Source organism: Xanthomarina maritima (assembly GCF_008084905.1).
Classification (GTDB): Bacteria; Bacteroidota; Bacteroidia; order Flavobacteriales; family Flavobacteriaceae; genus Xanthomarina; species Xanthomarina maritima.
In genome coordinates, this window is the sequence record NZ_VSFC01000002.1 from 78267 (window position 1) to 103021 (window position 24755).

Genomic DNA, 24755 nt, shown 5'->3' on the forward strand with positions numbered 1-24755 from the left:
AATTAGGTCTGCTTATTCTGGATTTCTTTTTATAAGAAACTGAAGATAACTTAATAAATTATTCCAAAATGTTTTCATAGTTCTACAAATATCGGAATTTTTTATGATATTTTAATTTTACCTATGAATCAATATTTTCAGAAAATACTAATTTTTTAAAACCAAAAACCTAGATTAAAAAACCAAATACTGTCTTTAGTTTCTGGAGAATAGGTGTATTTTAATTCAATTGGACCTAATATTGTCTCCATAGAATAGCCTACAGCATATCCTGAATAATCCGGAGAAGTAATCCATTCGCCATCATCAAAAATATTATCAGCAATATTCGAATAGTTTGCTGCTACATTGATGTGGTTTTTTTTAAATATTTCGTAGTCTAGTGTAATAACTCCTTTAACAAAACTATTTCCTGCAATAGAAATAAAATCGTAACCATAGAACGATTCAAAATTGTTTATAAAATCATTTCCATAACCACCAAGAGCAAAATCTAAGTAAGGGTTATCATTTTCACCAATATTAAAACCACCTTGAGTTGTAATGTTTGCAGTAAATTTATCTGAAAAACTATAAGCATAACCAATTGTTGCTTTTGCTATAGAAAATTGATTGAAATTGTTATTGAAATCTGAAGAATATAAATATAAATGAAAATCGCCATCAAAAAGCACACCTTCGTTTGGAAAGTACTTATTATCATAAGTATCGATTTTTAGTTTACCAAAAAGACTTAAATAATCGCTGTTTTCAAAAACAGTTTCATCTTCATTAGTTCCAGTTAAAACGGTTTCAGTAGTAATTTGCAACCTTTTATGTTCTGCTCCAAGGGTTAATGACATATCTTTTCTAAATAAAGTCTGTAAATAAAACTGATTGGTAAGGTCTTTTAATTCTACGTCTAATTTATTAACGTTTAATATTTCTAACTCTTCATCTGTTAATAGGGCATTGGCAGGAATTACTTTTTTAAACTGATTGAATTTTGATTTTAATCCGATACTCCAATAAAATCCTTTATCTATATAATATTCAAAATTATACCTAAGGTTGTCTCCAACAATAAAGTCGAATGTAAGCACATCATTTTTAAAAAGTAATTGTTTTTTAGTCAAGTTTATTAATGCTGCTGTTTTATACAAATCATCATAATGAACAGCAAACTTAAAAAAAGTTGTAATAGAGCTTTCTTTTAATGTAATATACATATCATAGCCCTGCCCATTTGTTGAAGGTTTTAGTTTATTAATAACACTTTCGAAATTATTTGTTGCAGCTAAATTATTAACACCATCTACATATTGATTATATTTAATTTTTACGTTTTGTTTAAACTGCAGCTTACCAATAACATAAGCGCTTGTGTATTTTTCATTTCCGGAGATAATAATGGAGTTGATTTGAATACTATCTACAGGATGGATGTAAATATGTTTAGCTGGTTTTTGTTTTTGCATGGATGCAATATGCTTTAAAGCATCTATTTTTTTTTCAGCTGCAAGTTCACCATTAGCAATTATGTCTTTTCCATCGCTAAATGAAATAACTGTATATTCTGTAATATCTGGTTTTATATACACATCTGTTTCTTTAGATTTCTTTTTCATATCATTAATTGTTCTATAATTATTGATTTGAAGAAGAATTTCAGGAGCAGATTTTAAATCGTCTCTTGTAGCTAATCCATGTTGTACATCTACACCAATTATTAAGTTCATTCCTTTAGCTTTTAACTCATCAATAGGATAATTATTCACTACTCCTCCATCTATTAAAAGTTGGTTGTCTATCATTACAGGCTGAAATAAGGATGGGAATGCACCACTTGCTGTTATTGCTAAAGGCAAACTACCACTGTCTAAAATAACAGCTTGACCTGTTTCGACATTTGTTGCTAAACAGAAAAACGGAATAGGGAGTTTGCTAAAATCATCTATTTCACTAACATGTAAAGTTAGTTTTGATAGTAAACTAAGCATGTTTTGTCCACGAGATAAAGCTGTAGGCAATTTTATTTTAAAATGCTCGAAAGGTAATGTTAAAGCATATTTTTCAGAATTATCTCTTTCGTAAAACGTTTTTGAAGCTCTAGGTAAATCGTCGTTAATAATTTTATCGAAATTAACATCTTTAAAAATAGAGTCGATGTCTTTTCCTGAATAACCAGAAGCATATAGAGATCCAACAATGGCTCCCATACTTGTTCCAGCTATATAATCTATTTTAATTCCTAAACTATCAATAACTTTTAGCACACCAATATGTGCTAATCCTTTTGCTCCTCCTCCACTTAGAACTAAACCAACTTTTACGTCGACCTTTTCTTGTTCTTGCGAAATAGTGCCTAATGATAATAATAATAATATGACTAGAAATAAATACTTCATTATTTGTGATAGTAATTATAAATTTTATTGGCTCTTGAAGCTCCTACAACATCTTCTAACTCATCTAACTTTGCATTTGCAATACGTTTTACAGATTTAAATTCTTTCAATAATTCTACTATGGTTTTTTCTCCAATTCCTGGAATAGTTTCCAATTCTGTATTTAGAGCAGATTTGCTTCTTTTATTTCTGTGATGCTCTATCCCAAATCTGTGGGCTTCGTTTCTTAATTGTTGGATTATTTTTAAAGTTTCACTTTTTTTATCTAAATATAAGGGAATTGGGTCGTCTGGATAAAATAATTCTTCTAAACGTTTCGCAATTCCGATGATTGCAATTTTTTTTCTTAATTGTAACGCATCTAAGCTTTTTAATGCTGAAGATAATTGTCCTTTTCCTCCATCAATAATTATTAATTGAGGCAGAGATTGCTTTTCGTCTAACATTCTCTTATAACGTCTGTATACGACTTCTTCCATGGATGCAAAATCATCAGGACCTTCAACTGTTTTAATATTAAAATGTCGATAATCTTTTTTACTTGGTTTTCCATTTTTAAAGACCACACAAGCAGCCACTGGATGAGTACCTTGAATATTAGAATTATCGAAACACTCTATATGTCTTGGTTCTTCTTTTAGACGTAAATCGGATTTCATTTGGGCCATTATTCTATTAGCATGCCTATCAGGATCTACAATTTTTACTTGTTTTAATTGCTCTAATCTATGGTATTTGGCATTTCTAATAGATAAATCTAGAATGTGCTTCTTATCTCCTAATTGTGGAACAGAAACTTTTACTTTTTTACCTAAATTAATTTTAAAAGGCACATAAATTTCTTTTGATTTTGAATGAAAGCGTTGTCTTAATTCAACAATTGCTATCTCTAACAAATCTTTGTCTGATTCTTGTAATTTTTTCTTTATCTCTAAGGTATGTGAACGTATTATGGAACCAAAAGATAATTGTAAAAAATTAACATATGCATAACTCTCATCACTAACTATTGAAAACACATCTACGTTACTTATTTTAGGGTTTACAATGGTAGATTTTGCTTGATAGTTTTCTAAAACTTCTATTTTTTCTTTAATTACTTGAGCATCTTCAAATTGCATAGATTTGGAAAAATGAACCATTTGCTGCTTAAACTGTATAAGAGAATCTTTAAAATTTCCTTTTAATATATCTCTAATGGCATTAATTCCTTCATTATAATCTTCAAGGGTTTGTAATCCTTCACAAGGCCCTTTACAATTGCCCAAATGGTATTCTAAACACACTTTATATTTTCCAGAATCAATTTTTGTTTCAGATAAATCGTAATTACATGTTCTTAATTTAAAAAGTCCCTTTATTAAATCCAGTAAGGTGGTTACTGTTTTCATACTGGTATATGGCCCAAAATATTCACTGCCATCTTTAATTACTCTTCTGGTTGAAAACACTCTTGGAAAACGTTCATTTTTAATACAAATCCAAGGATACGATTTATCATCTTTAAGGAGTACGTTGTATCTTGGTTGATGCTTTTTAATTAGGTTGTTTTCTAAAAGCAAGGCATCTGTTTCCGAATTAACAACAATATGTTTAATGCTTGCAATTTTTTTTACAAGCACTTTGGTTTTTCCGTAATCGTGTTGTTTTGTGAAGTAAGAACTAACTCGTTTTTTTAAATTCTTTGCTTTACCTACATATAAAATAATTCCATCTGCATCAAAATACTGGTATACTCCTGGCTCATTTGGCAAGGTTTTTAGTTGTATTTCTAATGTAGGTTTGCTCATATATCCAAAGATAATATATATCTGCAAAAACCATTCATTTTAATACTATTTTAGAATGTGAAATAACATTCGATTTTTCATTACCTTGCAAGCCTCATTAACACCATTCTTTATGCCTAAGAAAGTAATTGGAAGAATTGACAAAGCAGATTTTCCTCTTCTAGATTTATATGATATTGATATAAAGGTAGACTCAGGAGCATACACTTCTTCTATACATTGTCATAAAGTAAAAGTAGAAGATGGCTTACTTAAATGTACGTTTTATGATAAAGGGCATCCACTATACAACGGTAAAGAAATTGTTTTTAAAACCTATGATATTGCCAAAGTAAAAAGTAGTAATGGTATAGTACAGGAACGTTATAAAGTAAAAACTACCATTCTAATTTTTAATAAAAAATATAAAATTAATTTAACACTAAGTACAAGAGACGACATGAAATTTCCAATATTAATTGGAAGACGCTTTTTAAACAAAAAATTTGTAGTTGATGTCAGTTTAAAAAACTTATCTTATCAAAAAAAGAACAAATGAATATTGTAATATTATCTAGAAACCCTCATTTATATTCAACAAAACGTTTAGTTGAAGCTGCCCAACAACGAAAACATCATGTAGAAGTTATTGACCCTTTAAAATGCGAAATAATCATTGAGAAAAAAAATCCAGCCATTTTATACAAAGGAAAAACCTTAGAAAATATTGATGCTATTATTCCTAGAATTGGAGCGTCAGTTACATTTTATGGTACTGCAGTTGTTAGACAATTTGAAATGATGAAGGTATTCTCTACTGTAGAATCTCAAGCTTTAGTTCGTTCTAGAGATAAATTAAGAAGTTTACAAGTATTGTCTCGTGCAGGTTTAGGGATGCCAAAAACAGTGTTTTCTAATTACACCAAAGATGTGGCTGAAGTTATTGAGTATGTTGGTGGAGCGCCTTTAGTTATCAAACTTTTAGAAGGAACCCAAGGATTAGGTGTGGTCTTAGCAGAAACTAATAATGCTGCAGAATCTGTACTTGAAGCTTTTAACGGACTGCAAGCAAGAGTGATTGTTCAAGAATTTATAAAAGAATCTAAAGGTGCAGACATTAGAGCTTTTGTTGTAGATGGAAATGTGGTTGGAGCCATGAAACGTCAAGGAAAAGAAGGCGAGTTTAGATCTAATTTACACAGAGGTGGTACAGCACAAATTATTCAATTAACAGATGAAGAGGAGAATGCTGCATTAAAAGCAGCCAAGTCATTAGGCTTAGGTATTTGTGGTGTAGATATGTTACAATCTGCTCGTGGACCATTAATTCTAGAAGTTAATTCTTCTCCAGGTTTAGAAGGCATTGAGGCTGCAACCAAAAAAGATATAGCTAAAGTTATTATCCGTTTTATAGAGCGAAATGTTTAATTTTTATGGCTTCAGAATACAAAAAAATAATCTCTATTTTAGGACATGATATTCCGTTAGGAACTTCAAAAGAAATAAATTTTAATATTGCTAAGCTTCACACTGCTACAAAAATTGAGGCTCCTGTTATTATTGAACGATCAAAAAAACCTGGTCCAACTATTTTATTCACTGCTGGATTACATGGAGATGAAATTAATGGCGTTGATATTGTTAGACAACTTATTTCAAGAAAAATTAATAAGCCTAAAAGAGGAACTATTATTTGTATTCCCATCCTAAATGTTTTTGGTTTTTTAAATGGATCTCGATTTTTTCCAGATGGCAGAGATCTAAACAGATCTTTTCCTGGGTCAGAAAATGGTTCTTTGGCAAGTAGAGTAGCACACAAGTTAATGCATGAGGTTATTCCGGAAGTAGATTTAGTAATTGATTTTCATACTGGAGGAGCTAGTAGGTTTAATGCTGCTCAAATTAGAATTGTAGATAACCAACCACAACTTGATGAGTTAGCAAATATTTTTGGAGCTCCTTTTGTTTTATATTCTAAACATATTGTAAAATCATTTAGAAATGCTTGTTTCCAATTAGAGAAACCAGTTTTATTATATGAAGGAGGAAAATCGTCTTTTGTAAACGATAATATTTCTAAAGTTGGAATAGAAGGAGTAAAACGCATTTTATCTCATTTCGACATGCTTAATTCTAAAATCAAATCTAATCCACCTAAAATAGGAACTGTTTTTGTTGAAAAAAGTAAATGGATACGTGCTAAAAAATCTGGCATGTTTAAAGCCAAAATAGCTATAAATACAAAAGTAAAAGTCAATGATGTTTTAGGACAAATTACAGATCCTTTTGGTAAAATACACCATACAGTAAAATCTACCATAGATGGCTATGTAATTAATGTAAATGAAGCAGCATTAGTTTATCAAGGAGATGCTTTATTTCATGTAACTAAAATAATAAGGAGCTAATATTAGTTACTAATGACTAAGACCGAATTACGAAAAACATACCAACTTAAACGTCAGAAATTATCTTCTGAAGAAATTCATGATTTTAGTTTACAAATTGCAAACAAGCTATTAACTTTACCTATTTGGGATTATTCTTTTTATCATCTCTTTCTTTCTATTCAAGAACAAAAAGAAATAAACACAGATTATATTCTTAATATACTTTCTGGAAAAGATAAAAACATCGTAATTTCTAAAAGCGATTTTTCTACAGGAACAATGAATCATTTTCTTTTAACAGATAATACAGTTATCAAAAAAAGCAACTACAACATTCCTGAACCTCTTGATGGTATAGAGGTTCCAAATGAAAAAATTGATGTGGTTTTTGTGCCACTTCTAGCTTTCGATTTGCAAGGACACAGAGTTGGTTATGGCAAAGGGTTTTACGATAGATTTTTAGCTAAATGCAAACCCGAAACTATAAAAATTGGCTTGTCTTTTTTTGAAGCTGAAACAAAAATTGAAGATGTTTTTGAAGGTGACATGGCTTTGGATTATTGTGTGACGCCAAATCATATCTATACGTTTAATTAGTCTTTTGAAAACGCCTTCTTATTAAAGAAAATAAGCAAACCAAATCCTGTGCTTATGGCTACATCTGCTACATTAAAAACAGGTTCGAAAAAGGTAAAATATTTGCCTCCATAAAAGGGTAACCATTCTGGCAAATAGCCTTTCCAAATAGGGAAATACAACATATCTACCACTTTACCATGTAATAAGCTATCGTAACCACCTTCTGTTGGCAAGAAAGAAGCTACTTGTCCAAAACTATCGTTAAACAACACACCATAAAAAACGGAGTCTAGAATATTACCTAAAGCACCTGCAAAAATGAAAATTATAGCCCAAATCAAAATTTTAGGACTATCTTTTTTTATAACATCATACAACCAGTATCCAATACCAAAAATGGCCACAATTCTAAAAATGGTTAAAGATAATTTGGCTGTTCTATCGGAAATAAAAGAAATAAAATCGCTTAGTTTCGTTCCCCAAGCCATGCCATCGTTTTCAACAAAATATATTTTAAACCATGAAAAAACCTTTAATTCTTCACCAATTACAAAATGCGTTTTAATATAGATTTTGCTTATTTGGTCTATTAATAAAATTAGAATAATGAAAAGTGTGGCTTTTTTTATGGTCATATTATTTAACACGCTTTCTTGTCTTACAGACTAAGAAGAGGTTTTTTTACATTAATAGAAGATTTTTTTCAAAAATAGACATATTATTCAGTTTTGGTAACAGTTATGTTGCCATTTATTGAATTTAAAATAATTTCCCTATTGCCTTCAATTAAAACCTCTTGATTAACATTTCCGTGTTTACTTGAGGCCTCAACAATAGCTTGATTGGTTTCTACCTCAACATCTCCATGGATGGTATTTACCAATAAGTTTCCCTGAAAATTATTGGCTTTAAAAGATCCATTCATTAATTCTATTGTTACATGATTATAGTTTCCAGACAAAAATACCGAAGCAATATTACTTGAAATGGATATATCTAATTGCTCTGGAATGAGAAAGATTAATTCAATAGAAATAAGTTTGTGAGCGCTCAACTTATCGTTATCAGCAACAAATAAAGGTTGATATACACTTGAAACATGCAATTGATTGTTTTTAATTTCAGTTAATAAAACCAACTGTTCGCTATGTTCGCCTTCCGCTAAAGATTGTATGGATATGGTATTGGTTTTTGTTGTTTCCATACGAATTTTAAAAACCGAACTTCCATCAATAACTAAAGTTGAAATCCCTTCAGAAGTAAAGGTTTTTTCAGTAGTTTTTTGTGCATAAATTTGCAAGGCATAAAACATGATAATTATAGATAGAATAGGCTTCATAGAATGAATATTCTTTAGCTTTTTATTTTATAATAGTTAAAAAAAACGCTTCAAAAATTGAAGCGTTTTAAAATGATATTGTCAAAAAGCCAATGACTTTTTCAATTGACGATGAGAATTATTTAGTCATGCAGGACTTTTACTGTTGCATATTTTTTGCTTCAATACTTAAGGTAGCATGAGGCACTAATTTTAATCTCTCTTTACTAATTAATTTACCAGTAACACGACAAACTCCGTAGGTTTTATTTTCAATTCTAATTAGGGCATTTTTAAGGTCGCGAATAAACTTTTCCTGTCTAATTGCTAATTGTGAATTTGCTTCTTTGCTCATGGTTTCACTACCTTCTTCAAACGCTTTAAAGGTAGGAGACGTATCATCTGTACCATTATTTAAGTCGTTCATGTAAGCGCTTTTAATTAAATCTAAATCGTGTTTTGCTTTTACTATTTTTTCTTGGATTAGCCCTTTAAATTCAGCTAAGTCTTTGTCTGAATATCTTACGTTTAATTCATCTGCCATGTTCTTAATGTTTTTGAATAAATAATCTGGTGTTTACATCTTCGAATACAACTTCTATCCCATTATTTATTTGATCTATAATTTCTAATTCTTCTGTTAAAGTTTCTGCTTTTATATACGCTATATTTGAATGAACAGCTTCCACTATTTTTTCATCTTTTTGTAATACAACATCTATTCTGTCTGTTACTTCAAATCCTGATTCCTTACGTAAATTTTGAATACGATTAACGAGCTCACGAGCAATCCCTTCTTTTCGTAAATCTTCAGAAATGGTGACATCTAAGGCTACTGTTAATGCACCTTCGTTAGCAACAAGCCAACCTTCTATATCTTGAGATGCTATCTCTACATCTTCAAGTCCTAAAGTAATACTTTTTTCGTTAATTACAACCTCTATTTTGCCATTTTGCTCGATTTTTTTGATATCTTCAGAGGTAAACCCAACAATGGTGTTGGCTATCAATTTCATATCTTTACCAAATCTTGGACCTAGCGTTTTAAAATTTGGTTTAATTTGCTTTACCAAGATATCTGATGCATCATCTAAAAGCTCAATTTCCTTAACGTTTACTTCATGCTTAATTAAATTGGCAACTGCTAGAATCTCATCCTTTTGTTGTTTGGAATCAATAGGAATCATAATTTTTTGCAAGGGTTGACGTACTTTAATTTTTTCTTTAGCTCTTAACGATAAGACTAATGAAGATATTGTTTGAGCAGCTTCCATTTTACGTTCTAAACTCTTATCTACAAAGCTTTCATCATATACAGGAAATTCAGCTAAATGTACACTTTCAAAAGCTTCTTTATTTGTTACCGAATTTAAATCCAGATATAATTTATCCATAAAGAAAGGTGCAATTGGCGCTCCTAACTTAGCAATAGTAACCATACAGGTATAAAGCGTTTGGTAAGCCGAAATTTTATCTTGTTGATAATCTCCTTTCCAGAAACGTCTTCTACTTAAACGAACAAACCAGTTACTCACATAATCTTGAGTGAAATCTGAAATAGCTCTTGCAGCTTTTGTAGGCTCATAATCTGCATAAAACGCATCCACTTTTTCAATTAATGTGTGCAATTCTGAAAGAATCCATCTGTCGATTTCTGGTCTTTCTTCTAAAGGAATATCTGCTTCGGCATAGCTAAAGTTATCTAGATTTGAATATAATGTGAAGAAAGAATAGGTGTTATAAAGAGTTCCAAAGAACTTACGTTTTACTTCCTCAATACCATCTACATCAAATTTTAAGTTATCCCAAGGATTCGCATTGGCAATCATATACCAACGAGTAGCGTCTGCTCCATAAGTGGACAAAGTCTCGAATGGATCTGTCGCATTTCCAAGACGTTTGGACATTTTTTGTCCGTTTTTGTCTAAAACTAATCCATTTGAAACGACATTTTTATAAGCAACCGAATCAAAAACCATGGTTCCAATAGCATGAAGTGTATAGAACCAGCCACGAGTTTGATCAACTCCTTCAGCTATAAAATCGGCTGGAAAAGATTCATTTTTATCAATTTTTCCTTTATTTTCAAACGGATAATGCCATTGTGCATAAGGCATAGAACCCGAATCGAACCAGACATCGATTAAGTCTGCCTCACGTTTCATAGGTTGACCAGAAGAAGATACTAATACAATCTCGTCTACAATATTTTTATGTAAATCGATTTTCGCATAGTTTTCATCTGAATTGTTTCCTATTTCAAAATCTTCAAAAATATCTTTTGAAAGGACTCCTGCTTCAACAGCTTTGGCCATTTCACTTTTCAATTCTTCAACAGAACCAATACAGATTTCTTCTTTCCCATCTTCGGTTCTCCAAATTGGCAATGGAATTCCCCAATAACGAGAACGTGATAAGTTCCAATCGTTGGCATTTGCTAACCAGTTTCCAAAACGTCCTGTTCCAGTTGATTTTGGTTTCCAATTAATGGTTTCGTTTAATTCGAACATGCGTTCTTTAACGTTTGTAACCTTAATAAACCAAGAATCTAATGGATAATATAAGATAGGTTTATCTGTTCTCCAACAGTTAGGATAACTGTGTTTATATTTTTCAACCTTAAAGGCTTTGTTTTCTTCTTTTAATTTAATGGCAAGTTCAACATCTACCGAACGTTCTGGTTCTTCACCTTCGTTGTAATATTCGTTCTTAACATATTTTCCAGCAAATTCACCCATTTCTAATCTGAATTTCCCTTGTAAATCAACAAGAGGAACCAAATTCCCGTTTTCGTCTTTTACCAATAATGGTGGTACTTCTGGAGTCGCTTGTTTAGCAACCAAGGCATCGTCTGCTCCAAAAGTTGGTGCTGTATGTACGATTCCTGTTCCATCTTCAGTAGTAACAAAATCTCCTGAAATAACTCGAAAGGCATTCTCTGGATTATCGTTTGGTAAAGCATAAGGCAGTAATTGTTCGTAGGTGATTCCTACTAAATCTTTCCCTTTAAATTCTTTTACAACGTAATATGGAATTTTCTTGTCACCTGATTTATATTCTAATAATTCAGGTTTTGATTCAACTCTTTTAAACTTTCCGTCGAATTGGTTATTCACTAAAGGTTTCGCTAAAACAACATTGATAGGTTCAAACGTATATTGATTGTATGTTTCTACTAATACGTAATCTATTTTTGGCCCAACGGTTAAGGCAGTATTACTAGGTAAGGTCCAAGGCGTAGTTGTCCATGCTAAAAAGTAAATGGTTCCTTCGTTTTGTAAAAAGTTTGGAAGTGAATTTTCATTAGCTTTAAATTGTGCAACAACTGTTGTATCAGTAACATCTTGATAGGTTCCTGGTTGATTCAACTCATGCGAGCTTAATCCAGTTCCTGCTTTTGGAGAATACGGTTGAATGGTATAACCTTTGTAAAGCAAACTTTTATTGTAAATTTCCTTTAACAACCACCAAACAGATTCCATATATTTAGGTTCGTAAGTAATGTATGGATCGTCCATATCTACCCAATAACCCATTTTTTGAGTTAAGTCGTTCCAAACATCTGTGTAACGCATCACTGCTTTTCTACAGGCTGCATTATAATCTTCAACAGTAATGGTTTTACCAATATCTTCCTTGGTAATGCCTAATTCTTTTTCAACACCAAGTTCTATTGGTAAACCATGTGTGTCCCAACCTGCTTTACGTTTTACTTGGAAGCCTTTCATGGTTTTGTATCGAGGAAAAATATCTTTAATAGCACGAGCTAGCACGTGATGTACTCCTGGAAGTCCATTAGCCGAAGGAGGTCCTTCGAAAAACACAAACGGTTTGTTGCCTTCTCTAGTGGTTACACTCTTTTCAAATATGTTGTTTTCTTGCCAATAAGCGCTTATGTCGTTCGCTACATTTGGCAAGTCAAGTCCTTTATATTCAGGGAATTTTGTACTCATGATATCATTCATTCTTTTCGACCTGCGAAAATAATGATTTTTAGTAAAATAGGCATTGAATTATAGGTTTTTAAACTATAAAGTTTACCAAATCCTCAATTTTAGAAATCAATTGAATTTTAATAACCGTATTTTTTAAGGATATTTTATTGTATTTAGATACAAAAATGGTTGAGAAGCCTAATTTTTCAGCTTCTAGAATACGTTGTTCTACACGTTGCACAGGACGGATTTCTCCTGATAAACCAACCTCAGCTGCAAAACAAATATCTTTTTGTAAAGCTTCGTCTTCGTTTGATGATAAAATAGCTGCAACCACTGCTAAATCGATTGCTGGATCGTCTACTGTGATACCTCCAGTAATATTTAAAAATACATCTTTGGCACCTAATCTAAAACCCGCTCTTTTTTCTAATACTGCTAAAAGCATGTTTAAGCGTTTGGCATTAAAACCAGTGGCCGAACGCTGTGGTGTACCATATACAGCAGTACTAACTAAAGCTTGCACTTCTATCATTAATGGTCGCATACCTTCCAATGTCGCTGCTACGGCATTTCCTGAAAGCTCGTCGTCTTTTTTGGAAATCAATATTTCACTCGGGTTTGACACTTCCCTTAATCCTGAACCTTGCATTTCGTAGATACCTAATTCGTTTGTCGATCCAAATCGGTTTTTGTTGGCTCTTAAAATTCTAAAAACATGATTTCTGTCGCCTTCAAATTGCAAAACGGTATCGACCATATGCTCCAAAATTTTTGGCCCTGCAATGTTACCATCTTTGGTTATATGACCAATTAAAATAACTGGAGTTGCTGTTTCTTTTGCAAATTTTATGAGTTCTGTAGTACATTCTTTAATTTGAGAAATACTTCCTGAAGACGATTCTATATAATCACTATGTAAAGTCTGAATTGAGTCAATTACAACAATATCTGGTTCTAAAGCTTCAATTTGCTTAAAGATGTTTTGCGTTTTTGTTTCGGTTAGAATGTAACAATTACTGCTATCTGGATTGATGCGTTCTGCACGCATTTTTATTTGTTTCTGACTTTCTTCACCAGAAACATATAACGTCTTATAAGTCAATTTTAAAGCTATTTGAAGCAACAAGGTGCTTTTGCCAATGCCAGGCTCTCCACCTAATAATATTAAAGACCCAGGAACAATACCACCTCCAAGCACGCGATTAAATTCTTGATCGCTTGTTGCCATTCTAGCATCTTGAGAGGCGTCAATTTCATTAATTAATAAAGGTTTTGAAACTCTTTTTGAGACAGATGTTGGTGTTTTCCAATCGCTTTTTTCTGCTTTTTGAATAACTTCTTCAGCAATAGTATTCCACTCCTTACAAGCTGTACATTGTCCTTGCCATTTTGAATATTGTGTGCCACAATTTTGGCAAAAAAAAGTTGTTTTTACTTTAGCCATGTTTCCTTTCCGAGACATCGGAAATCTTTTTAATTAGTAACCGAAATCTGCTTTAATTTCATCTGCTTTTTCCAATACCAAATCTTTGGTTATGCCTCCAATTTCTTCTAAAGCAAAGGCAGATTGATAGGTTTTCATTGCTTTTTTTGGTTCTCCTGTTTCTTCATAAAAACGTGCTAAATAATAAGTTCCTAACATGGTTTCAGGATATTGTTTTCTGGCAATTTTTCCCAAATCTTCATAATACTGAAATTGTTCTGTTTTTTCAATAGCAGCTTCAATGGCTTTAAAATCGTTTATTAAAATTTGCTTGTCGATTCCAAATAAATCCAGAATGGTTTGATATTTTTCTTCAAGATAAACAACTGGAGAGGAATCCAGTTTTAAAATTGTGTCCTTGTATTCTGTTTTGCTTATTGGTTGATACACTAAAAATATTTTCTGTAAAGCGTCTGGAATTATATAAGCTGGCAACGAATAATGAGAAGGCTCTTCAAGCTTTTTATAATTGTAGAGAATATTCTTATTATCTATTCCTGTTATTGCAGTATTTAATGTTTCTGTATCTGATTTTATAGAAGCCACATCATTATCTGAAGTTGCTAAGTAATAAAATAGTTTTGTTTCAAATTTTGTAAGTCTTTCAGGGATATAAGTAGTCATATCTGGAGCTAAATCAGGACTAATTACAATATAGGCTTTAAATAAGGGATCCCCTTTTAACAAGTAATAATTGATAAAGTTAGCGGTTTCTCCATGACCAATAGCTACGCGAAAACCTTCAGTTCTATATGTTCTCTCTATATGAGGCATTAATTCCATGCCTATAAATTCAAAAAAAGCAGCACCTGATTCAATTGGCAACGAGTTTTGTTCAGAATAATATACGTCTGAACTTCTAGTATCAATTTGGTTAACACCAACGACTATGGCATCAGGCATATCTTCCCAATATGAATAATAATCTGCATTTCCTGCTACAGCTTCAAACATATAATCGCCATCAAATACCACGATAATAGGGTATTTTTTATCAGGATTGGCATCATAACCTCTTGGTAGTTGAATTTTTATTTCTCGGGTTTCATTTAATTTTGAAGAATTAAACGGTTCGTAAATAACTTGTGCTTTTATAATTTGAACACAAATAAAAAAGACTAGTAAGTAGATGTGTTTTTTCATTTTTACATGGTTAAGGTTGCCATGCAAGGTAATAAAATACCTATAAGATTTAAAATAAATAGTTGTTTAAACTATATCTTTATTTTTATCGATTTCAGCTTTTTTGTTTTTATTAAAAATAGGCAATAACATTAAAGACAAACCTCCTCCCAAAACAAGCAATAAAGTTTGAGATGTCCATACTATCCAACCAAATGCAATACTTGGAGCTTCTGGAATTGCGAACAGCGAAAATGCTGCATAAACTGCAATGGGATAAGAACCTATGCCTCCATTGGTAGCTGCAATACTAAAGCTTGCTGAAATAAACCCAATTAAAATAGCTCCAAATGGAGTGTTATGGAGTTCTGTTAATGAAAAGGATGTAACATAAAACATGGCTATATACATGCTCCAAATAAAAATGGTATGAGCTATAAAAGCCCATTTCTTCTTCATTCTAAAGATGCTTAATACGCCTTCTAAAAGTCCAGAAACAAAATTTCTAATATTTAAAGCAAAGCTCGAAGTACTGGCTTTTAAAAACTTAATACTTATATAAACCAAAATTAATAAAACAAACAATCCAATAACCATATGTAAGGGATTGAATTTTTGAATAAAGAACTGGTAAATAAAATCGAATTGAATAAAAAGTGTGATGATGATGATAAGCATCATCACCAATAAATCTGCTACACGCTCAGCTACAATAGTACCAAAACCTTTTTCAAATGGCACACCTTCGTAAGTTGTTAAAATTGAGGCTCTAGCAACTTCTCCAGCTCTAGGAATGGTATAATTTATTAAATAGGCAGCAAAAACAGCCATAACACTATTCCCTAAACTTACCTTATAACCTAAAGGTTCTAATTGAAACTGCCATCTGTAAGCTCTGGACAAATGACTTAACAAACCACATAACATCCCTAAAAATATCCAGCTATAATTGGCGTTTTTAAAATACGTTAAGAGCTCGTTCAAGGGCACTTTAGATAAAGAATACCATATTAAAAAAACTCCCAACAATATTGGGAGTCCTATTTTAAGGTATTTCTTTATTGTTGGACTCAAATATTATATAAGTTTATTTGTTGCTTCGTCTGGAAATACTAAAGCAGGTTTAAACACTTTAGCTTCTTCTATATTCATAAAAGCATATGTTATTAAAATAAGTGTATCTCCAACAGCAACACGTCTAGCTGCTGCTCCATTTAGTGTAATTTCTCCACTATTTCTAGGACCAGGAATTACGTATGTTTCTAAACGTTCTCCATTGTCGTTATTTACAATTTGAACTTTTTCACCTTGAATAATATTGGCAGCATCCATTAAATCTTCATCGATAGTAATACTACCAATATAATTTAAGTCTGCACCTGTACATTTTACTCTGTGAATTTTAGATTTTACAACTTGTATTTGCATGTGGCAAAGGTAATTAATTTAGTGCGATATTATCAATTAGTCTGATATCGTCAGCATAAACCGCTATAAACGCACGATATGATTTTTTCTTAGATTTTCTTTTTACAGATTTTAATGTTTTTGTATCTGCTATATTAAAATATTCTAATGTTAATAATTTATGAGTTTCAAATTGTTTTTCAACCCATTCTGTAACTTTATTTGCACTTTCTGTGCCAAACTTTTTTTTGGCAGATATTAGTGTTTTATATATAAATGGAGCTGCTTGTTTATATGCTTCTTTTAAGCGAACATTTCTAGAACTCATGGCCAAGCCATTTGGATCTCTATAGATATCGCAGCCAACTATATTTACAGACATCTTGTGTTTGTCAACTAACTTTTTAATAATCATTAATTGTTGGAAATCCTTTTCCCCAAAATAGGCATTATCTGGTTCTACTGTTTCTAATAAACGTTTGACTATTGTTCCAACTCCATCAAAATGTCCAATTCTAAATTTACCTTCCATTTCAAATTCTAATCCATCAAAAGAAAAATGTTCGGCAACTGTATTTCCTTCATAAATATCTTCAACAGTTGGCGCATAAATAATAATATCTTTAGAAATTGTATCTAACAAATTAATATCAGCCTCTAAGGTTCTTGGATATTTATGCAAGTCTTCTTTTTTATCAAATTGTGTAGGATTAACAAAAATACTTACAACAACTACGTCGTTTTTTTTAAAACCTTCTTTCACTAAAGATAAATGACCTTCATGTAAAGCTCCCATAGTAGGTACAAAGCCAATAGACAAATTTTTCGCCTTGATTTGTTTGATGTAATTTTGAATTTGAGTTTTATCTGAAAAAATCTTCACCTTTAATAAAATATTAACGCGTGCAAACTTAATATTTTACAATGAATCTGCATAAATTTTTGTACTTTTGCGTGTTTTTTATTTTGAATTACCAAAAGCAATAAGTTTATGAAAGATAAGAGGATATTATACGTATCATCTGAAGTTGTGCCATATTTACCAGAAACCGAAATTTCTTCTATGTCCTTTGAAGCGCCTAGAATGGTCAATCAACAAGGTGGACAAATACGAATTTTTATGCCTAGATATGGCAATATTAATGAAAGAAGACATCAATTGCATGAGGTAATTAGATTATCTGGAATAAATCTAGTTATCAATGATTTAGATATGCCATTAATTATCAAAGTAGCCTCTATACCTAAAGAGCGTATTCAGGTTTATTTTATAGATAACGACGAATATTTTAAAAGAAAAGCAACTTTAACAGATGAAGATGGCACCTTATTTCCTGATAATGATGAACGTGCTATTTTCTTTGCAAAAGGGGTTATTGAAACTGTTAAAAAATTAAATTGGTCGCCAGATATTATTCATGTTCATGGTTGGTTGGCATCTTTATTGCCAATATACCTAAAACAATATTATAGAGATGAGCCGTTATTTAATGAAAGTAAAATAGTTACCTCTATTTACAATCAAAGTTTCGATGGTTCGTTAAATAAGGATATGATTAATAAAGTGAAGTTTGATAATATTGAAGAAGATCTTATCAAAGAATTAGAAAAGCCAACTTATAACAGTTTAATGAAAATTGCTATTGATCATTCAGACGCGTTAATTATTGGTTCTGAAGAGATTCCAGATGAATTAAACAAACATTTAGAAAATTCCAAAAAACCTGTTTTAGATTTTAAATCAAAAGATGAATTTGGAGAAGCTTATGTTGAATTTTATAATACTCAAGTTTTAGGCTAAATCCTAAATCATCCTAATTAAATTATGAAAAGAAAAATTGAAGCCTTAAAATTTATAGGCGTTTTAACACTTGCTTTACTTACTTTTATTGCTTGCGATAATGACTATAATTCACTAGAGAGTGACATTCAAGGTATTGAAAATTTCCATACAGATAATGATGTATTTCCAATTGTAGCATATAACAAAAAAGTAAACCCAGTACAAACAAATAATTTACCATCAAACTTTTTAGGTGTTTATACTGACCCTATTTACGGACAATCTGTAACAAATATTATAACACAAGCATTTCCTTCTTCCTCAAATGCATATGACCCAGATTTTGGTACAAATCCGGAATTTACATATGCTTATTTAACTATTCCATATTATTCTAAACAAATAGGTGAAGAAATATATACGTTAGATTCTCTTTATGGAGATGCTCCAGTTAAACTATCTATTTATAGATCAAACTATTTCTTAAGAGATTACAATCCTGATACAGATGATGCTATTGCACAATTATATTACTCTAACAATTATGAATACGATAATTTTTTAGGTGAATTACTTTATCAAGAAGAAACATTTTTCCCTAGTGCTTCTGAGCAGATTATTGAAGAGGAAGATGAAGAAGGGCAATTAGTTGAAGTTGATAAAATTGCTCCAGCTCTTAGGGTTCCACTTTTAAATCCAGGTGGAAATTTTTGGGAATCTTTATTGTTTGACAAACAAGGAATGCCTGAGTTAAGTAATTCTAACAATTTTAAAGATTATTTTAGAGGATTGTATATTAAAACAGAACCCGTAAATGGAGATGGTAATACTATCATGCTTAATTTACTAAGTTCAGCCGCTAATTTAACAGTATATTATAACAATGAAGTTGAAAATGAAGATGGTGAGGTTGAAATAGTTAGAAATAATAAATTTATTATGACTTTCAGAGGTAATCGAGCAAATGTTATCTATAATGACCCAACAAATACAATAATTGATGATGCCAACAACAATGCTGATGAAGTTAATGGAGACCAAAATTTATATTTAAAAGGAGGTGAAGGATCTATTGCTGTAGTAAATTTATTTGAGGACCCTACTGTTCTAGATGATTTTAATTTACTTTACAAAGATAGCGAAGGCAACCCAACTCGTTTAATCAATGAAGCTAATTTAATATTTTATGTAGATCAATCTGCAACAGTTAACATGTTAGAAGATCAAGAGCCAAATAGAGTAATTCTTTATGATATGAAAAACAATGTTCCAATTGTGGATTATTTTTTCGATTTAACTACTAATACTACTGATCCTATTAATTCTAAATTAAATTACTCTTCTATTTTAGAAAGAGATGCAAGTGGAAGAGGGGTTAAATATAAAATTAGATTGACAGAACATTTGAACAATATTTTATTAAGAGATTCAACAAATTTTGAATTAGGGTTGTATCTTACTACTAATATTAATGAAATTAGTAATTCTGATGTATTAAATGAAGAAGATTTAATAGGTATTCCTATGGGAACTGTTCTTGCTCCTAAAGGAACCGTCCTTTATGGCAGTAATTTAAATGTTCCTGAAGATAAAAGAGTACAATTAGAGATTTATTATACAGAACCTGATAATTAACAAACTATGTGTGGAATTGTAGGATACATTGGTCATCGTGATGCCTTCCCTATTATTATTGAAGGACTTAAAAGATTAGAATATCGTGGTTATGATAGTGCTGGAATTGCACTATTTGACGGAACTGATCTTAAAGTTACTAAAACTAAAGGTAAGGTTGTCGATCTTGAAGATCGAATTAAAAATGAAATCACAACTAATGGAACTCTTGGAATAGGACACACACGTTGGGCAACACATGGGGTTCCAAACGATGTTAATGCCCATCCTCATTATTCAAATTCTGGCAATTTAGTAATCATTCATAATGGTATTATTGAAAATTACGAATCACTTAAAAAAGAACTTTCAAAAAGAGGTTATACATTTAAATCTGACACAGATACCGAAGTGCTTATAAACTTAATTGAAGACGTAAAAATAAAAGAGAACGTCAAATTAGGAAAAGCTGTTCAAGTTGCATTAAATCAAGTTGTAGGAGCATATTCTATAGCTGTTTTTGATAAAAATAAGCCAGATGAGATTGTTATAGCTAGATTAGGTAGTCCTTTAGCTGTAGGAATTGGAGAAAACGAATTTTTTATTGCTAGTGATGCATCTCCTTTCTTAGAATACACCAAAAATGCTATTTATTTAGAAGACGAAGAAATGGCAATTATTAGAGCTAATAAAGAAATAAAAATTCGAAAAATTAAAGACGATTCTTTAGTAGATCCATATGTTCAGGAATTACAAATGAATCTAGAGCAAATTGAAAAAGGTGGTTACGACCATTTTATGCTTAAAGAAATCTTCGAACAACCTAATGCTATAAAAGACACTTATAGAGGCCGTATGCTTGTTAAAGAAGGCATAATTAAAATGGCTGGTGTAGATGATAATATTGAAAAGTTTTTAAATGCTAACAGAGTTATCATTGTAGCATGTGGAACGTCTTGGCATGCAGGTCTTGTTGCTGAATATATTTTTGAAGATTTAGCAAGAATCCCTGTAGAAGTTGAATATGCTTCAGAATTCAGATATAGAAATCCTGTAATAACAAATAAAGATGTAGTTATTGCTATATCACAATCTGGTGAAACTGCAGACACATTAGCCGCTATCAAACTAGCCAAAGCAAATGGTGCATTTGTTTTTGGAGTTTGTAATGTAGTTGGCTCTTCTATTGCTAGAGAAACTCATGCTGGTGCATATACTCATGCTGGTCCTGAAATTGGAGTAGCTTCAACAAAAGCCTTTACAACCCAAATTACGCTTTTAACTTTAATTGCTTTAAAATTAGCTAAAGTAAAAGGAGAAATTTCAAATACTAATTATAGATATCATCTACAAGAATTAGAATTAATTCCTGAAAAAGTTCAAAAAGCTCTTGAATCAGACGAGCATATAAAAGCAGTTGCATCTATTTACAAAGATGCTAGAAATTGTTTGTACTTAGGGAGAGGTTATAATTTTCCTGTAGCTCTTGAAGGTGCTCTTAAACTTAAAGAAATATCTTATATACATGCAGAAGGATATCCTGCTGCAGAAATGAAACATGGACCTATTGCATTAATAGATGAGAACATGCCAATTGTTGTAATTGCAACTAAAAAAGGGCACTACGAAAAAGTAGTTAGTAACATAGAAGAAATTAAAGCTAGACAAGGGAAAATTATTGGTATTGTAACAGAAGGCGATACCAATGTTAAAAAATTAGCCGATCATGTTATAGAAGTTCCAGAAACCTTAGAGTCTTTATCTCCTTTACTTACTACTATTCCATTACAGCTTTTATCTTATCACATTGCTGTCATGTTAGGTAAGAATGTTGATCAACCAAGAAATTTAGCAAAATCAGTAACTGTAGAATAAGGAATTAAACCTTTAATTTTCTAAGTTTTAATTTTTGATAAATACTATCTGTTGCTTCCAATAGTTTTGGATCACAATTTGAAGTGTCAATTTTTCTTGTATTTGTAAATGGTTCTATATTAGAAAAATCAAAAGTCATATTCATGTATTTTTCAATAAACTGTAGTACTTCTTTAGGTTTATTTAAATAGTCTTCATATTCTATTAGAAGGTAATTTTCATCAACTAAATTTATTAAATAACTATAATAATTCAGCCAAATACTTAACCAATAGTTTAAAGTGTTTTTATCGTATAAAATAATTGGTTCATCATCACCAAACTTAAATACTTTTTGGTTTTGTCCAAATTCATGATGTCCTAACCAATTTAAATAGGTTTGTATAAACTCATCTTCATTTTGAAATTCTGAAAAACGTTTATGTTGATTCAATAAAGAATAGGCATGCTCTTCAGGTTTTCTAAATAAATAAATGATCTTAAAATCTTTATTAAATTTTCGCAAAGATTCATATCTTAAAATAATATTATTGTTTTTTGAAAGATATGTTGATTCGTTGTCCTGACGTACTAATGATTGATACTTGATGTAATTCTTATAAACTTCTTCAGAAATATCATGTCTTTCTAAATAATAGTTAGAAATAAAACTATCATTCAGAAACACTTTAAAAAAATATTCTTCAAGTGCTTCAATAGTGTTTAAACCAAATAACATTTTATCCCCATGTTTACGTTCTTTTAGGGTTACCTTTTTGGGATCATACATCTTTTTCCAAAGATTTGGCGCTAGCAATAATGGCATGTTAGAATAATCTAAAGAACTAAAAGCAGCAGCTTTAAATAACTGATCTGTTAGACTTGTTGTACCAGCTCTTGCTAATCCCGAAACAATTAAAAAAGTGTCTTTATCTTGTATTTTTTCACCTTTTTTAAATCTATTATCAAAAGAGAATAACATTCTAGATAGATTATAGTTGTTTAAAATTAGCTTATGAAAAAGAATGGATGCCTCAGAATAATCTTCAGTTGGTTTTTTTCTTTTTATAAGAAATGGAATAATAGTACCTATAGAAAAACTTATTATAACCCAAATAGAGCTTAAATCTAATTCTTGAGAATTCATATTCTTAATTAGCTTAAAAATATAAACTGGTAAACAAGTTAATACAACTATTACTCCAATTAAGCCAATAGTTATTCCTAAAGAAATTAACATGGCTTTTAAAGCCGCTATTAGTTTTTTCTGTTTAATTGTTTCGTCCTCCTTAGATAATACAGCATTAGATAAAAACAGTGTGACTTCTAATGCCGTAAAAAAATGTTTTCGGAAATAAATAAGTAGACTAGAAAAAATAACTCCTGAAAAACCTACTAATATGAAATAAATCATTAATTTTTTCTAAATATTTTTCTAAAAAATTGCTTGATTGGAATCCATAAAACAACACCAAAAGCAAAAAGCACCAATAATATAATAAAGACAATTATTAAAAGTGTGCCGAGACCTATTCCAGGACCAATGTATAATGTCATAATTTTTTATTTTAAAGATTTCAACTCATCATCTAAATAAGTTGTTGTCCAATTAGGTAAATAATGGTAGCCTTCTATATCACTTTTTATCGTAGTTTTTAAAACCACACCAGAATGATTTACAACCCATAAAATGCCTGACCCTTGTTCTTCGAAAAACAAGTCTCCATTTGGTAGTATGCGATATAAACCTTCGGCTCCAGTGAAAATATGATGTTTTTTAAACTGTTCTTCATACAGAGGACTATAAGTATCTTCCTCAAAGTTATAAATTAGAACATTCGAATGGTTTATTTTTCGTTTAACAGATTGATTTGCTTGTTTAAATTCAATTTCATTATAAATTATTTGAGTTACAATAGTATTATTATTTAAAATGCCAATGGAATTTGGTGATATAATATCTACATCATGTTGAAAAGTAAATGGTCCTTCAATTACTTTAATTACTTTATTTGTTGAAGGTCGAAATTGAATAATAATTGAGTTACTTCTAAAACTTAAAAATAAATCTCCTTCATTAAAAAATTCTGAACTTTCTAAAACTGGCTCGATATCATTTAAATGAAAAGGATCATTAACATAAGGGCTTTTATTTATTAAATGATCTAGACTATTTTCAAGAAAAATTTCAGTAATCGATTTACTATAAAGTGTTTTTCCAGAATTAGCATCTACTTTTACTATTAAATCATCACGATAATTAGTTATTTGTTCTTCAACAGAAACCTTCATTGGTACAATTATTCCATTATCGTGTTTCACAGCAGGAATCCACATATTTCCAATTGAATCTAAATTCATAGCATGATGAAATATAAAATCATTATTAAACCACTTTTCTTTAGAATTAGAATCCATTCTAAGTAATCCTGGTCTTTCATTACAAGATATTATAATATCAAAATTATGCATTAGTGTTGCTGGATATAATCTATCGTTTCCATCTACTTTATAAGCCTCAGAAAGTCTATTAACAGGTACATCCCATTCGTGTTTAATTGTATTATCTCTAAAGTTTTTTAATTCAATTTTAAAGGCATCACCTTGTCTATAAGAATACAATCCATATAAATTATAATTTAAATTATTAACATCTAAAAGGTCTGTTTCTTTTGTTTTAATATAATAATCTGGAGCTCTAAAAATATATGTATATGTTTTTTTAATATTTGATAAAACTTCAGAAAATGATTTTATTGGATTAGTAAAAGGTCCTAAACTACGTTCACCTAAACTTACATTTCTAATTATACCACTCCAAACCATCAAGAAAAAAAGAATGATTATAACTATAGCAATTTTCTTAACTACTTTCATATTAATACATCTAAATTCTAACAAATATAAAATAAAAATTAACTCAACTAATTATGTAATAAAATTCATAACATGAATGAAACTTCATTAAAACATTAAGATTTTGTAAGAAATTAGTTCATTTTAATTATAATCAAAATAAATTATTTGTTATGCGTGCATAATTTTAAAAAAACTGCATTATGTTTTCATAATATTAATTATATTGCCTTTTATAATTAACTAAATTAATAA

21 protein-coding genes are annotated in these 24755 nt (G+C 30.5%); 7 read left to right on the forward strand and 14 right to left on the reverse strand.

Going from position 1 to position 24755, the window contains the following annotated elements:
* Positions 1-155: 155 nt before the first annotated feature.
* Entirely contained in the window at positions 156-2387 is a 2232-nt protein-coding gene (locus FVF61_RS00390) for a patatin-like phospholipase family protein (protein ID WP_148452101.1), read from the reverse strand.
* Positions 2387-4177 (reverse strand): excinuclease ABC subunit UvrC, encoded by a 1791-nt coding sequence (gene uvrC / locus FVF61_RS00395; protein ID WP_148452103.1) that lies wholly within the window; start codon positions 4175-4177, stop codon positions 2387-2389. The genes FVF61_RS00390 and uvrC overlap by 1 nt, the downstream gene beginning before the upstream one ends.
* 112 nt (positions 4178-4289) lie before the next feature.
* Here uvrC and FVF61_RS00400 point away from each other — a divergent pair, with 112 nt between their 5' ends.
* Genes FVF61_RS00400 through FVF61_RS00415 form a run of 4 tightly spaced genes read left to right on the forward strand, consistent with a single transcriptional unit; the run spans position 4290 to position 7143 of the window.
* Positions 4290-4715, forward strand: a complete 426-nt coding sequence (locus tag FVF61_RS00400) for an ATP-dependent zinc protease family protein (RefSeq protein ID WP_148452105.1) — start codon at positions 4290-4292, stop codon at positions 4713-4715.
* Positions 4712-5584 carry a 30S ribosomal protein S6--L-glutamate ligase gene (gene rimK / locus FVF61_RS00405; RefSeq protein ID WP_148452107.1) on the forward strand — a complete coding sequence of 291 codons (873 nt, stop codon included), beginning with the start codon at positions 4712-4714 and terminating at the stop codon, positions 5582-5584. The genes FVF61_RS00400 and rimK overlap by 4 nt, the downstream gene beginning before the upstream one ends.
* A 5-nt stretch (positions 5585-5589) precedes the next feature.
* Positions 5590-6564: a succinylglutamate desuccinylase/aspartoacylase family protein gene (locus tag FVF61_RS00410; RefSeq protein ID WP_148452109.1), complete on the forward strand. Its 975-nt coding sequence runs from the start codon at positions 5590-5592 to the stop codon at positions 6562-6564.
* 12 nt (positions 6565-6576) lie between these two features.
* Positions 6577-7143: a 5-formyltetrahydrofolate cyclo-ligase gene (locus FVF61_RS00415; protein ID WP_148452111.1), complete on the forward strand. Its 567-nt coding sequence runs from the start codon at positions 6577-6579 to the stop codon at positions 7141-7143.
* On the opposite strand, the gene FVF61_RS00420 is transcribed toward FVF61_RS00415, so the two are convergent.
* The 9 genes from FVF61_RS00420 to panC all read right to left on the reverse strand — a co-directional run bounded on the left by FVF61_RS00420 (position 7140) and on the right by panC (position 17276).
* Complete coding sequence (locus tag FVF61_RS00420) at positions 7140-7760, reverse strand: lipoprotein signal peptidase (protein WP_148452113.1); 621 nt, start codon at positions 7758-7760, stop codon at positions 7140-7142. The two genes, FVF61_RS00415 and FVF61_RS00420, sit on opposite strands and share 4 nt — an antisense overlap.
* Before the next feature lie 83 nt (positions 7761-7843).
* A complete protein-coding gene (locus FVF61_RS00425; protein WP_233586633.1) occupies positions 7844-8464 on the reverse strand; it encodes a DUF4097 family beta strand repeat-containing protein in 621 nt (206 codons plus the stop codon).
* A 139-nt stretch (positions 8465-8603) separates the two neighbouring features.
* Positions 8604-8987, reverse strand: a complete 384-nt coding sequence (locus FVF61_RS00430; protein WP_148452115.1) for a TraR/DksA family transcriptional regulator — start codon at positions 8985-8987, stop codon at positions 8604-8606.
* Positions 8988-8991: 4 nt separating this feature from the next.
* Positions 8992-12396, reverse strand: a complete 3405-nt coding sequence (ileS, locus tag FVF61_RS00435; RefSeq protein WP_148452117.1) for an isoleucine--tRNA ligase — start codon at positions 12394-12396, stop codon at positions 8992-8994.
* A gap of 70 nt (positions 12397-12466) precedes the next feature.
* Positions 12467-13825, reverse strand: coding sequence for a DNA repair protein RadA (gene radA, locus FVF61_RS00440; RefSeq protein WP_148452315.1), 1359 nt, complete (start codon positions 13823-13825; stop codon positions 12467-12469).
* Between the two features lie 33 nt (positions 13826-13858).
* Positions 13859-15007 carry an alpha/beta hydrolase gene (locus FVF61_RS00445; RefSeq protein WP_148452119.1) on the reverse strand — a complete coding sequence of 383 codons (1149 nt, stop codon included), beginning with the start codon at positions 15005-15007 and terminating at the stop codon, positions 13859-13861.
* Between the two features lie 66 nt (positions 15008-15073).
* Positions 15074-16060: a lysylphosphatidylglycerol synthase transmembrane domain-containing protein gene (locus FVF61_RS00450; protein WP_148452121.1), complete on the reverse strand. Its 987-nt coding sequence runs from the start codon at positions 16058-16060 to the stop codon at positions 15074-15076.
* A gap of 3 nt (positions 16061-16063) precedes the next feature.
* Positions 16064-16414, reverse strand: a complete 351-nt coding sequence (gene panD / locus FVF61_RS00455; protein ID WP_148452123.1) for an aspartate 1-decarboxylase — start codon at positions 16412-16414, stop codon at positions 16064-16066.
* A 13-nt stretch (positions 16415-16427) separates the two neighbouring features.
* Complete coding sequence (gene panC / locus FVF61_RS00460) at positions 16428-17276, reverse strand: pantoate--beta-alanine ligase (protein ID WP_148452125.1); 849 nt, start codon at positions 17274-17276, stop codon at positions 16428-16430.
* Positions 17277-17384: 108 nt separating this feature from the next.
* Here panC and FVF61_RS00465 point away from each other — a divergent pair, with 108 nt between their 5' ends.
* From FVF61_RS00465 to glmS, 3 genes are read left to right on the forward strand one after another with little or no spacing between them, the layout of a single operon-like run.
* Positions 17385-18194 carry a glycogen/starch synthase gene (locus FVF61_RS00465; protein WP_148452126.1) on the forward strand — a complete coding sequence of 270 codons (810 nt, stop codon included), beginning with the start codon at positions 17385-17387 and terminating at the stop codon, positions 18192-18194.
* A 24-nt stretch (positions 18195-18218) separates the two neighbouring features.
* Positions 18219-19811 carry a DUF4270 domain-containing protein gene (locus FVF61_RS00470; RefSeq protein WP_148452128.1) on the forward strand — a complete coding sequence of 531 codons (1593 nt, stop codon included), beginning with the start codon at positions 18219-18221 and terminating at the stop codon, positions 19809-19811.
* A 6-nt stretch (positions 19812-19817) separates the two neighbouring features.
* Entirely contained in the window at positions 19818-21665 is a 1848-nt protein-coding gene (glmS, locus tag FVF61_RS00475; protein ID WP_148452130.1) for a glutamine--fructose-6-phosphate transaminase (isomerizing), read from the forward strand.
* 4 nt (positions 21666-21669) lie between these two features.
* On the opposite strand, the gene FVF61_RS00480 is transcribed toward glmS, so the two are convergent.
* Genes FVF61_RS00480 through FVF61_RS00485 form a run of 3 tightly spaced genes read right to left on the reverse strand, consistent with a single transcriptional unit; the run spans position 21670 to position 24521 of the window.
* Positions 21670-23058, reverse strand: coding sequence for a sulfotransferase domain-containing protein (locus FVF61_RS00480; protein ID WP_233586634.1), 1389 nt, complete (start codon positions 23056-23058; stop codon positions 21670-21672).
* On the reverse strand, positions 23058-23201 hold the full coding sequence (locus tag FVF61_RS14205) for a hypothetical protein (RefSeq protein WP_199757238.1): 144 nt from the start codon (positions 23199-23201) through the stop codon (positions 23058-23060). The genes FVF61_RS00480 and FVF61_RS14205 overlap by 1 nt, the downstream gene beginning before the upstream one ends.
* A 6-nt stretch (positions 23202-23207) precedes the next feature.
* Positions 23208-24521 (reverse strand): arylsulfotransferase family protein, encoded by a 1314-nt coding sequence (locus tag FVF61_RS00485; protein WP_148452132.1) that lies wholly within the window; start codon positions 24519-24521, stop codon positions 23208-23210.
* Positions 24522-24755: the final 234 nt, after the last annotated feature.